Source organism: Microcoleus anatoxicus (genome assembly GCF_042465725.1).
GTDB lineage: Bacteria > Cyanobacteriota > Cyanobacteriia > Cyanobacteriales > Microcoleaceae > Microcoleus > Microcoleus anatoxicus.
Map to the genome: position 1 here is coordinate 3383154 of NZ_CP120853.1, position 12218 is coordinate 3395371.

The following is a 12218-nucleotide window of genomic DNA, read 5'->3' on the forward strand; positions in this document are numbered from 1 at the left end:
TGGCTAAACGACCTTTATTAACGATTGTAGCACATCAAGTATTAGTAGTAAGGTGCGTCAGTTGCTGTTTTCGATCGATCTGTAGGGGCGGGTTCGCCAACAATATACAACGATGATAAACAATCTAAATAAACCCGCCCCCACCACACCAATAACCCGCATCAACCTTAATTTGAAATGGTGATTTGTGGTTGGGTGGGGGCGGGTTTTTGAGATTGATCGATTTTGCTCGTAAATGGTTGGTGAACCCGCCCCTACAGCATTTGTGGTTGGGTGGGGGCGGGTTTTTGAGATTTGTCGATTTTGCTCGTAAATGGTTGGTGAACCCGCCCCTACAGCATTTGTGGTTGGGTGGGGGCGGGTTTTTGAGATTTGTCGATTTTGCTCGTAAATGGTTGGTGAACCCGCCCCTACAGCATTTGTGGTTGGGTGGGGGCGGGTTTTTGAGATTTGTCGATTTTGCTCGTAAATGGTTGGTGAACCCGCCCCTACAGCATTTGTGGTTGGGTGGGGGCGGGTTTTTGAGATTTGTCGATTTTGCTCGTAAATGGTTGGTGAACCCGCCCCTACAGCATTTTAACTATTGGGCCGCTGAATGATTGTTTCAACTACCCTACGTTTTGCTTTCGGATCGATACCAATTAGCCGCACGTATTCGCCGCCATGTTCGGCTAAACAGGTTTCCAAAGATGCAATCACTTCGTGTTCCTGTGCTGTTTGAATTGTCGCGCAACTTTGCCAGGAACCAGTTTTAAATCGGCGATTGTCTGCATATTCCATGCCAATTTTACAGCCACGGGCTAAAAGTTGCTGCACTTGTTCCAATACTTCGGAACTCAGTCGCGAACTTTGACTTTTACTAATTTCAGCGACGGGTGCGACGTAAGCTTTATAATATTTTGATGAAGGGTCGTTTGATTGGCTTTGTGTCGGCACATCAGCCGCAACATTGGCCGGAGTTTTTAGATTGAACAACCGCGATTGATTGTATTCATCGACTAAACGCATTTCTTGAATCCGCTTCTGTTGTCCAACCATTAAATTGCCCATTTCTACTAAATGAGCGAGGCTGAAATTCGGGTTCTGAAAACCGGGTGGTTTTTCCGCACTATTTACCAAACGCTTGGAAACTCGCTCGATTCCTATGGTGTGAATGAACTGGCGAATCTGTTCGTCATAAATGCGCGATCGCAAAGCACTGAAAAAGTCGATCGCCTGTCCTGCAAATTTATCCACCAAAGCCACTATATCAGACTTTGACAATTGATCAGATGCAAAAATCCCCTCGACAACCCCAATTTTGTCATCCCGACTCGGTTCCCAATAAAATTTCTCCATCCGCCCATCCCGAATTAGAGGCGCGTATAATGTAGTAAAGTCATTCCCAGTCACAATAATCGGCACTCGGTGTAAGGGAGTAGAGTCATAACTTCCGGGTAACTGGACGTTAGTTGGATTATCAGCAATATTCATCAGAGTCGCATTGACCATCTGAGTATTGACAGTATACTGAGTATTAGAATCAAATCTGCCAGCACCAGCATCCAAATCATTAATAAAAATCGCGCACATTTCACCGCGCACCCGAATTTGTTCCGCAGCTTCTCGATAGCGCAAGCGGATCAAACGCGAAGGATCTCCCGCATCTGGACTTTCTAATTCGCCGCCAGATATCATGACTGGTTCAAAACCCATGCGCCGGAAAACCAGTTCGCATTGGAATGTTTTGCCTTCTCCTTTGCGGCCGTGAATTCCCAGAATTAGGGGAACTCTGACTCCTGGTAAATTTAAAAAGTTCTTAGTGATGTGTACTGCAACTTTATCGAGAAAGTTAGGAGAAATATAATAACTCATCGGTAGATTGGTGGAAGATTAATTGCTTTTGCTGTTATGATTTTATGACATAACTGGCAGACTATATCGTTAAACTGAATTTTTGTCGTACAATCAAGACTTGTACATACAGGACTTATGCACTTCGCCAAAGAAACTGGGTTTTTTATCAAATCTTTCGGTTACAACTGAGATCTTGCACCAATGTCAATAAAGGTATTTTCGATGGGGGAGGGCGGGTTTACTTAACCTGTCTACAAGCTTTAAGGCTAATGGTGAACCCGCCCCTACAGCTTATTGAGAATGGTGCAAGATGTCGGTTACAACTCGTCTTTTCGTGAAAAACCCGGTTTCTGGGATTTATAGTGAGTCCTAATATAATTTTTTAAGGAGCAATTCGTGAGTCCACAAACCTTACTCAAAGAACTCTTAGTCGAATCCGAAGCTAGTCCGTTTAGTTCTGAAAGCTTTGACAAGTATGTAATGACAACCTACGGGCGTTTTAATATTGCCCTAGAACGGGGTGAAGGCTGCCGTGTTTGGGATACGGTCGGCCGCGAATATCTGGATTTTGTTGCGGGTATTGCTACTTGCACTCTGGGACACGCTCACCCGGCTCTGATCGAAGCCGTAACTAAGCAAATTAAGACGCTACATCATGTCTCTAACCTTTACTATATCCCCGTACAGGGTGAGCTGGCTAAGTGGCTTGTAGATCATTCTTGTGCCGATCGCGTTTTCTTTTGTAACTCTGGCGCGGAAGCTAATGAAGCTGCGATTAAACTCGCCCGCAAGTATGCTCACGAAAAATTAAATATCGCTAATCCGACTATCATCACCGCTCATGCTAGTTTCCACGGGCGGACTCTGGCAACTATTACAGCGACGGGACAGCCGAAGTACCAAAAGGGTTTTAGCCCGTTGGTGCCAGGATTTCATTATGTGCCGTACAATGACGTGGCTGCGATCGAACAGGCGATCGAACAACTAGACAAAGACGAACGCCAAGTGGCTGCAATTATGATGGAAGCCCTGCAAGGTGAAGGCGGAGTTCGCCCCGGTGATATCGCTTACTTCCAACGAATTCGGGAAATTTGTGACGAAAAAGGTATTTTGCTGATTCTCGACGAAGTGCAAGTCGGGATGGGACGCACGGGTAAATATTGGGGCTACGAAAATCTGGGCATCGAACCGGATATCTTTACTTCTGCTAAGGGATTGGGTGGCGGTATTCCGATCGGCGCTATGTTGTGCAAATCGAGCTGCGATGTATTTGAACCGGGAAGTCACGCTAGCACCTTCGGCGGCAATCCCTTTGCTTGTGCTGTGGCTTTGTGTGTCTGTCAAACTTTAGAACGGGAAAACCTTCTAGAAAATGTACAGCAACGCGGTGAACAGTTGAAAGCAGGACTGAACCAGATGGCGGCCACTTATCCCCATTTAATTGCTGAAGTGCGCGGCTGGGGCTTGATTGTGGGGCTAGAATTGCAAGCTGATATTGCGCTTACATCCAGTGATATCGTTAAATCGGCGATCGCGGCTGGAGTGCTATTGGTTCCCGCCGGGCCGAAAGTGTTGAGGTTTGTGCCACCACTGATTGTCACAGAGGCTGAAGTAGCCCAAGCTTTGGCGGCCGTCGAAAAAGCCCTTGCTTCCCAATCGGTTTAGTAAATCGACAGTTGTTTGTAATAGCAACACAATAGAGTTGATTCGGAATTTGATAGTTTTGAGGGGCTTCTTCCCAGTCTTGCTAAGCTGGGGGAAGCCTTTGTTTATATTTCTCCATTTCCTGATTTAATTGGCTGCACGGGGGAGTAATCCTATCGTTAATAGTTCGGCGGAATTCACGATGGACGAACAGCGTCGCAAAACTGATCTTAATATGCTCCGAGCGCTGCTGGAAAATCCTGGGGACTCAGGAACAGATTTGATTTTGAAGATTGACTCAAAGTCGATCGACTCTGAGTCTGTGGAAACGCTTTACTTGGAAGTGCCGCCACTGACACCAGAAGGTTTAGTCACAGCGGCGAAATTTTTTCAGAAGGTGATTGCACCCTTAGAGCAGGCGCGGGAAAATGCTCAATTACCAGCCACCCCCCAAGCATATCTCACTTTTTTAGCAGAAGTATTGCAAACAGTGACGCGCAGCCCTGACTTGCACCAAGTCTACCCCCTGCTGAGAAATAATTTAGACAAACTTGACCAGAACTTTGCCCAACTGCTGCGCCAGTGGGCTAGTTCGGTACTACCGGGGGCTACCTCCGTTGAGACAAGACGCCTAGGCGCCCTGATTGGCAATTTGAGCAAAGCCATCGGGCGGTTTCCCCTTGGTAATAAGGCAAATAATTTGGAAATCGAAATCGCAGGTTATGAAACCGTAGCTAAGGTGTTTACTCGGTCTTACTTTCCTCAAGATTGGGCGGTGCTCCAAAATAATCTGGGTAATGCTTACAGCGATCGCCTCAAGGGCGATCGGGCCCAAAACCTGGAACTGGCCATTGCTTGTTTTAAAAATGCTCTACAAGTTCGGACTCCAGAACAGTACCCGGAACAGTGGGCGATGCTGCAAAACAATCTGGGTAATGCTTACACCGATCGTCTACGGGGAGATCCAGCAGACAATCAAGAAAGGGCGATCAATTGCTATCAAAATGCCTTGCTAGTCCGCACCCGCGAGATTTTTGGCGGAGAGTGGGCCAGCACTCAAAATAATCTCGGCCGCGCTTACAGTCGCCGACTCCGAGGAGACAGGGCCCAAAATTTGGAACTGGCGATCGCTTGCTACTACAATGCCTTGCAAGTCTACAACCGCAAGTTGTCTCCCCGCCGCTGGGCCACAACTCAAAATAATTTGGCCAATGCTTATTGCGCTCGCCTCCGGGGAAATAGAGCCGAAAATCTGGAATACGCTATCAACTGTTATCAAAGAGCTCTGGAAATACGCACTAGGGAAGGTTTTCCAGTTCAGTGGGCGACAACTCAAAGTAATTTGGGCAGGGTTTTGATCGATCGCATCAAAGGTGACAGAATCGAAAATTTGGAAATGGCGATCGCCTGCTATCTTGATGCTTTACAAGTTCATAGTAGGCAAAAATTTCCCGAACGATGGGCGACACTACAAACTTACCTGGGCAAAGCCTACAGCCTACGAGTCAAAGGTGAGAAAGCTGACAATATCGAATTAGTAATTAGTTGCTATCAAAATGCTTTGCTCTTTTGCAATCGCCAAAAGTTTCCTGAACGTTGGGCGATGTTGTGCGCTTACCTTGGCCGCGCTTTGAGCGAACATCTCAAAGGGGAAAGAAACCGCAACCTCAAAAGTGCGATCGCCTGCTATCAAAATGCTTTGAAAGTATACACTCGCAAAAACTCTCCAGAGCGTTGGGCGATGCTGCAAAACCATTTGGGTCAAGCTTTTTGTGAATTGACGGATACCGAAAGCTCGTCTCACCTTCAAACGGCGATCGCCTGTTATCACAATGCAGGCCAAGTCTACACTCGCGAAACTCATCCCCACCGCTTGGCTCAAACTTTGTTTTATTTGGGTCAGGCTCACCGACTTAACGGTCAATTGCTCCGAGCTTACAGTGTTTTTGCTGCTGCTGTCGATACTGTGGAATTCTTGCGCTGCGAAGCTACGGTTGATTTGTGTGATGCCGGCGATCGAGGGATGCCCCAGAAGCTAAAATTTACTCGCACCTGGACTCGACTCTACAAAGCCCTGGTACAAGTTTGCCTGGAACTGGGCGCAACTAAACCGGGCTATTATGCCAAAGCGCTCGAATACACAGAACGCCACAAATCCCTGAATTTGGTAGAACTGCTGGTGAAATGCCAACTAACTCCTAAAGGCGACATCCCCCCAATCATTCGAGAGGAGTTGGAGTGCTTGCGACGGGAAATTATGGCCCAACAGCAGCACCAAGAACAGGGAGTTACTGATGGTGTCAGTGTCCTGATTACCCCTGGGGATGATAGCCAAGGTTTGAACAGTGGTTCCCTCTTGGGGAACTCAGATTGTACGCACCTCAATCAACTCTGGCAGCAGTTGGACGAGTTGATAGCTAGGGAAGTGGAGCCAAAAGACCCTTTCTTGAGTTTAGTTCGTAAAGTTCAACCGATCGGGTTTGAGCAAATTCGCGAATTGTTACCGGATGACAATTGTGCTGCGGTGGTGTGGGCTAGTTTGGGGGAGGTATTGGTCGCTTTTGTGGTTCTGACTAATGGCACATATCCCGCTGTACACGTTTGTTCGACTAAAAATGCTTTGGAACTCGAAAATTGGATATCAGAGTATCATAGCGCTTATTCTGACCAAAAAGGTCGCTGGATCAATCAGCTCCAGGCTAGACTCAACCGCTTGGCCACGTTGCTGGAAATAGACCAAGTAGTTTCCCAGGTGCCGGAAAATTGCGATCGGCTGATTTTTGTACCACACCGATTTTTACACGGTTTGCCCCTCCACGGTTTGCCCCTAGGGATGGGAGAGTTATTTTTTGAAGGGGTGACAAATTCTCGGTTTCCCGGAGTCGATCGTACCGGTTCGGATTTGGATACCCTCATCGGTTCAGACTTTTCTCAAGGTTCGGCTTTTAGCAACCTACAACCACCTGCTACTTATTTGATCGATCGATTTGTCGGAGGAATTCGCTATGCTCCTACCTGTCAGCTATGGCGCTTGACACAAATTACGCGCAGCAGTGCTATTGGTAGATATCGACCCCGATTGCAGCAACTGGTAGCAGTTCCCAATTTTAATAAAGATGGTCTCTACAGCAATATTGAAGTCGCCCATATTTGCCAATATTTTTCCAGTGCGGAAGTTTTGCGTCCTAAGCAGATAAATAAACAAGCTGTTAAGAATGCTGTTGCTGGTAATCTGCATGGGGATGTAGCAGTAACAACAGGACAGTTATCCTCGAAAAAAGTCGCTCATTTTGCTTGTTTAGCTTTGCAAAATTTGGCTTCCCCTCTGAAATCATGTTTGTCTTTTCCTGATGATTGTTTGACTTTAGAGGAAATCGTTAATTGGGATTTTCGGCAATACTTTTTAGTCACTTTATCTGCTTGCGAAAATGAGAAAAGTGGCATCAGTCATGATGGTGACTCTGTGGGATTTGCGGCGGCATTGCTCTATGCTGGTACTTCTAGTGTTGTCAGCAGTCTGTGGAAGGTAAATGATGTTTCGACGCTGCTGCTGATGAGCAAATTTTATGAAAATGTAGCCAATTTTCCCAGGTTGCAAACGGGAGATGTCGCTTACGCCCTCAATCATGCTCAAAGGTGGCTGCGAGATTTGAATGGCGAGGATTTGGATCGGCTGCTGGCTGATTTTCAACCTCAAATTTCCCAAATTTTCGACAGACTTCCTCAAAGTTCTCGCCTTAGTGCTGAAGCTTCTTTGCAACAAATTCGCAACCGCAAGCCTCATCCTTTTGCTAATCCTTATTACTGGGCGGCTTTTACTGCTGCTGGGGTTTAGTTATTAGTGATATTAATTCCGGTTGTATCGGAATTATTTAACCGCCGAATACCAACTAATAGCAAAGCACTGGCAATTACGAACCAAACTCCTGCTTGCAATCCCAATTCTACTGTCTCCGGTAAGGTGATATTTTTGGTGAAAATACCAATTAAAAATGCCCACAATGCGGGGACTGTTAGCACATCTTTTAGCTGAGTAAACAAGTTATTCTTTTCCTGGGAATGTCCGTAATAACTAGCAATAAATACACCAAATATGTAGGTTCCAAATACGAGGAGTTGAAATTAACTGAATTACACTGATTAATTCAATTTCAAAGCATTAACAGGTACTTCATCCCAAGCGCTGACAGTGCGCAATGTAGCAACCCAGCCCTGTTTTTTTTGTTCTGGGGTCAAGTTCTGTTCAAAAGAATCATGGCATTGTTTAGCTTGAGTCTCATTGACACAGGCAATGCAAGCATAGAGAATGCCTGATGGATCGATTTGTTCGTTTACCCAAATAATCACAATTTACTCTCCTAATTTACTTTTTACCACAGGCAAGATGCCTGTGCCACTTGTTTTTACTCCTAGCTCGATCTGAATTACTTTGAGGCCAAAGTCGCCAGAGATTCCCCCGCTAGCCGACAAATCCGCCAATCGGGCATCACATTAGCACCTATGCCTTTGTAAAATCCGATCGCCAATTCATTCCAATCCAACACACTCCATTCCAAACGCCCGCAGCCGCGATCGACTGTCAACTGCGCTAAATATACTATCAAAGACTTGCCAATTCCCCGCCCTCGAAACTCAGGGAGGACAAACAAATCTTCCAAGTAAATTCCCGGCTGAGTCAGAAAAGTCGAATAGTTGTGAAAAAACAGCGCCCAGCCCACCACTCGACCTTCGGACTCTGCTAAAATTGCTTCGGCAAAAGGTCGATCGCCAAACAGATGATTCTCCAAATCCACAGCACTCCCCGTGACAGCATCAGATAACTTTTCGTACTCAGCCAAAGCTTTAATCAAATCAAACAGCATCGGCACATCTGCCCGCGTAGCTGGACGCAAAATTACCTCATAAGACATAAACAAGTAGTAAATGACAATCAAACATTAAAATACCATTATTTCTGAGTCCGCGGAGGCGGACTTTGTTTCTGTAGTAGCGGTTTCAACCGCCGAATGATCTTATTTCAGCCAGCCCTTCAAGCGTTCTGTCACTTGAGGTCGCCGGAGTTTCCGCATCGCCTTATTTTGAATTTGACGCACTCGTTCCCGCGACAAATTGAACAAACTACTCACCTCTTCTAAAGTATAAGGTTCCCCGGTTACTAAGCCATAACGCATTGCCACAATCTCTTTTTCCCGCTCTGTCAAAATATTGTCCAACACCTCCAAAATATCTTGGCGCATCATCATCTCATTCATCTGAGCTTCAGGAGATTGGGTCACACTATCTTCTATCACATCCAACAGTTCCGAACTTTCTTCCGAGCCGATACGGTGGTTGAGAGACAAAGATTGTCGGCGTACTTGCTGGAGGTAACGAAGTTGTTCGCAAGTAACTTCCATGGCTTTAGCAAGTTCAGCTTCGGTGGGATTGCGTTGGAGAGAGCGCCTCACATCCCGATAAACTCTTTTTAGCTTATTTAATTGTTCGACAATGTGAACAGGTAATCGAATCGTCCGCCCTTGATTGGCAATTGTGCGAGTAATTCCCTGGCGAATCCACCAATAGGCATAGGTAGAAAATTTGTAACCTTTCTCTGGATCGAATTTTTCGGCTGCTCGATTTAAACCCAAAGCCCCTTCTTGAATTAAATCGAGAAAAGGCACGCCCCGGTTGAGATAGCGTTTGGCGATGGAAACCACCAACCGCAAATTTGAGCTAATCATTTTCCGTTTCGCTGACTGACACTGATACCGGAGATTTTGCAGTTGAGTTTCGCTCAAACCCAAAGCCGCTGCGAGTTCAGCTTTTGTGGCAATTCTCCCCAATTCCTGCTTCAAACTCTGTTCTAGTTCCTCAAGGGCTACCAATTCTTGGACGCGACGGGCTAATTCTACCTCTTCGGCCGCACTCAGCAGAGGATAGCGAGCCATTTCCTTGAACAAAGCTCCGACGGGATCGTCGGCAGACCAGTTGTTGTATGCTGACGAGCGAGTTAAAATCGGCAGATCGATCTCGATGTCTTCTTCTGCGATCGCGAATGAGGCTTCCGGTGCCACCGCAAAACTGCCTAGGTCAGATTCTGCCATATGGTGCTTGGTGTCGGTGGAATGATTTCAAATGTCTGCCTTTACTTTAACGAATTTAAAGCCAAATTCCCGAAATCCCCAATTCAAAATCCAAAATCAATTGGTTCGAGCCAATAAAGGAGCCGCTTGCAACAACTGCTGAGTGTAAGGGTGCTGTGGATTCGTAAAAATATCCCTAGTCTTGCCAATTTCCACAATTTTGCCAGCATTCATCACTGCAATGCGATCGCAAAAAAATCGCGCCACCCACAAATCATGGGTAATAAACAAATAAGTGAGATTAAATTCCTGCTTCAATTCCAACATCAGTTCTAAAACCTGCGTTTGAACACTCGCATCCAGCATACTCACCGGTTCGTCGCAAATAATCAATTGTGGGCGAGTAATCAAAGCGCGGGCGATGGAAACCCGCTGCTGTTGTCCTCCTGACAATTCCGCTGGATAGCGACTAAAAAAATCTTCCCCAGGAGTCAAACCCACCCGCTCTAACATTTGGATTACTTGTCTTTTAGCTTCGCGGGTATTAGCTAGTTTGTGAATCAATAAAGGGTCAGCAATACTTTCTCCCACAGTCATCATTGGATTCAAACAAGCGTGGGGGTCTTGAAATACCATTTGCATTTGGCGGCGGTGTTTCCTGACAGCATCCCTAGTCAGGGCTGTCAAATTTATTCCCTGAAATTCCACTTTGCCACCTGTTGAGGGAATTAGCTGCAAAATCGTCCGTGATAATGTACTTTTGCCACAGCCTGACTCCCCTACCAGCCCTAGGATTTCTCCCTGTTTTAGCTGGAAATTAACCCCATCTACTGCTTTAATTACATCACGTTTCCGAGAAAATAACTGTTCTAATAAATTGCTTTCTAAACTGTAGTGCTGCTGCAAATTTGTCACTCTCAACAGAGGAGAATTGCTTTCCTCGTTCCCCCCTTCCATGCTAGGGAGGGCAAGACTTTCTTGGGAGAGGTTAGGGAGGGCTTGACTTTCCCCCCTTGGAAGGGGCTGATTTTCCCCCCTTGGGGGGGGTAGGGGGGGGTTATATTCTCCGGGTACGGGGTTGTATTCTTCCTTCTGAATGTGCAAAGCTGCTTTTAAGAGCGATCGAGTATATTCGTGTTGTGGCTGTTGAAAAACTTGCTCCACAGGTCCGGTTTCTACCACTTTGCCACCATACATCACCGCAATGCGATCGCAATACTCAGCCACCATCGCCAAATCGTGAGAAATCAACAAAATAGCCGTTCCCCGTTGGGCACACAGTCGCGTTAATTCCTGCAAAATCTCGGCCGCGACAGTAACATCCAAACTGGTAGTTGGTTCATCCGCCACAATTAATTTAGGTTCGAGCAAAAGAGCCAAAGCAATTGCCACTCTTTGGCGCATTCCGCCACTAAATTCGTGAGGAAATTGTGACCAACGAGAAGCCGGAATTTTTACAGATTCCAAAACTTCAATCGCCCGTTTTTTAGCTTCCTTTCTCGACAAATTCGGTCGATGAGCCTGCAAAGTTTCAATACAATGTTGACCGACAGTCATCAAAGGATCGAGGCGAGTCATGGGGTCTTGAAAAATCAGTGCCACAGCTTCGCCCCGAAACCCTCTGAGTCGCGAAGCATTCATTTCAAATATTGACTCTCCAGTAAACAGAACTTGCCCTTCAATCAGGGTTGACTCCGGCAGCAAACGCATCGCCGCCCGTCCCAAAGTTGACTTGCCGCATCCCGATTCCCCAACTAATCCCAGCTTTTCTCCCGGTTGCAGTGTCAGGGAAACGCCGTCAACGGCCCAACCGGATTGGCCTCGGCGCTGAGGATAAGCTACTCGTAGATTTTCGACGCAAAACAAAGAATATTCATTAGTCATTAGTTATTAGTCCTTAGTCCTTAGTCCTTAGTCCTTAGTCCTTAGTCCTTAGTTATTTGTTATTCGTTGTTTGTTATTCGTTGTTTTTTTTACTCTCAACTGTCAACTGTCAACTGTCAACTGTCAACAGTTAACAGTTAACAGTCAACTGTCAACTGTCAACTCACAAAGGACTAAATTTCCTTTCGCTTCAACTCAGCTTTCCGCAGTATATAAGTAGCCGCACAATCTGCATGGGGATGATCTGCTAAAACTTCTGCAAGTTCCAACACATAGCCGCCGATGTCTGGACCTAGCTTTTCTATCAGGACTTGGCGTTCCCTTTCGGCCAGTTCCTGCAAGCGGGCTTTAGCTTGCCAGGTGGGAGAAAACATTTGGTCAATCTCGGTGTGGAATCCTAAACTTTCGAGAATGTCCCACTCACCGTTATCGCACCAAATTCCGCCACACAGCGTACACCGCTCTATGTAAAACGGCATTCTGCTAAAAGGAACTTTTGTTCGCGACAGATAGTGACCATCTTCGGGACACAGGGCTGCTTTGCTGTCGTAGGGAGATGGTGTAAATTCTATGCCGACAGTGGCTGTCTCCCGTTTGTCGGATTTGAGGGACCACTGGCGCTGGTTTTTTTGCCAAGTTTCGTATTCTCGGCCTGGAATCCATATACCATAACAGTTGGGACACCATTGCACCGAAATAGCACCGGCTAAAGTGCCACCCTCTAAGTTGGGATGTTTGCATTTTGGACATTCCACGGCTTTAATTTCTCCTTACCTGCTCAATTCTTGGTTA

At 46.3% G+C, this 12218-nt stretch carries 10 protein-coding genes; 3 read left to right on the top strand and 7 right to left on the bottom strand.

The genetic code is table 11. From position 1 onward, the window contains the following. Positions 1–209: 209 nt before the first annotated feature. The gene (locus tag P2A85_RS14575) at positions 210–599 is read left to right on the top strand and encodes a hypothetical protein (protein WP_377473259.1); all 390 of its coding nucleotides are present in this window, start codon (positions 210–212) and stop codon (positions 597–599) included. On the opposite strand, the gene P2A85_RS14580 is transcribed toward P2A85_RS14575, so the two are convergent. Then, positions 577–1854 (bottom strand): ribulose bisphosphate carboxylase small subunit, encoded by a 1278-nt coding sequence (locus P2A85_RS14580; RefSeq protein WP_377473261.1) that lies wholly within the window; start codon positions 1852–1854, stop codon positions 577–579. The genes P2A85_RS14575 and P2A85_RS14580 overlap by 23 nt on opposite strands. 378 nt (positions 1855–2232) lie before the next feature. Between P2A85_RS14580 and P2A85_RS14585 the strand changes: the two genes are divergently transcribed. Together P2A85_RS14585 and P2A85_RS14590 are read left to right on the top strand one after the other, a co-directional pair. Continuing rightward, complete coding sequence (locus P2A85_RS14585) at positions 2233–3501, top strand: aspartate aminotransferase family protein (RefSeq protein WP_377473264.1); 1269 nt, start codon at positions 2233–2235, stop codon at positions 3499–3501. Positions 3502–3682: 181 nt separating this feature from the next. Then, positions 3683–7315, top strand: coding sequence for a CHAT domain-containing protein (locus P2A85_RS14590; protein ID WP_377473266.1), 3633 nt, complete (start codon positions 3683–3685; stop codon positions 7313–7315). On the opposite strand, the gene P2A85_RS14595 is transcribed toward P2A85_RS14590, so the two are convergent. The 6 genes from P2A85_RS14595 to P2A85_RS14620 all read right to left on the bottom strand — a co-directional run bounded on the left by P2A85_RS14595 (position 7312) and on the right by P2A85_RS14620 (position 12181). Then, a complete protein-coding gene (locus P2A85_RS14595; RefSeq protein ID WP_377473268.1) occupies positions 7312–7521 on the bottom strand; it encodes a hypothetical protein in 210 nt (69 codons plus the stop codon). The two genes, P2A85_RS14590 and P2A85_RS14595, sit on opposite strands and share 4 nt — an antisense overlap. 99 nt (positions 7522–7620) lie before the next feature. Further along, positions 7621–7827, bottom strand: coding sequence for a glycogen debranching protein (locus P2A85_RS14600; RefSeq protein WP_341734958.1), 207 nt, complete (start codon positions 7825–7827; stop codon positions 7621–7623). Between the two features lie 77 nt (positions 7828–7904). Continuing rightward, entirely contained in the window at positions 7905–8390 is a 486-nt protein-coding gene (locus P2A85_RS14605) for a GNAT family N-acetyltransferase (protein WP_377473271.1), read from the bottom strand. Between the two features lie 102 nt (positions 8391–8492). After that, on the bottom strand, positions 8493–9563 hold the full coding sequence (locus P2A85_RS14610; RefSeq protein WP_340550366.1) for an RNA polymerase sigma factor, RpoD/SigA family: 1071 nt from the start codon (positions 9561–9563) through the stop codon (positions 8493–8495). Positions 9564–9659: 96 nt separating this feature from the next. Continuing rightward, complete coding sequence (locus P2A85_RS14615; RefSeq protein WP_377473274.1) at positions 9660–11426, bottom strand: dipeptide ABC transporter ATP-binding protein; 1767 nt, start codon at positions 11424–11426, stop codon at positions 9660–9662. A 173-nt stretch (positions 11427–11599) separates the two neighbouring features. After that, positions 11600–12181: a zf-TFIIB domain-containing protein gene (locus P2A85_RS14620; protein WP_377473276.1), complete on the bottom strand. Its 582-nt coding sequence runs from the start codon at positions 12179–12181 to the stop codon at positions 11600–11602. Positions 12182–12218: the final 37 nt, after the last annotated feature.

Excerpts from the sequence above, each read along its gene's own strand:
- P2A85_RS14590 (WP_377473266.1), top strand. The coding sequence starts at position 3,683 with ATGGACGAACAGCGTCGCAAAACTGATCTTAATATGCTCCGAGCGCTG.
- P2A85_RS14580 (WP_377473261.1), bottom strand. The coding sequence starts at position 1,854 with ATGAGTTATTATATTTCTCCTAACTTTCTCGATAAAGTTGCAGTACAC.
- P2A85_RS14610 (WP_340550366.1), bottom strand. The coding sequence starts at position 9,563 with ATGGCAGAATCTGACCTAGGCAGTTTTGCGGTGGCACCGGAAGCCTCA.
- P2A85_RS14605 (WP_377473271.1), bottom strand. The coding sequence starts at position 8,390 with ATGTCTTATGAGGTAATTTTGCGTCCAGCTACGCGGGCAGATGTGCCG.
- P2A85_RS14615 (WP_377473274.1), bottom strand. The coding sequence starts at position 11,426 with ATGACTAATGAATATTCTTTGTTTTGCGTCGAAAATCTACGAGTAGCT.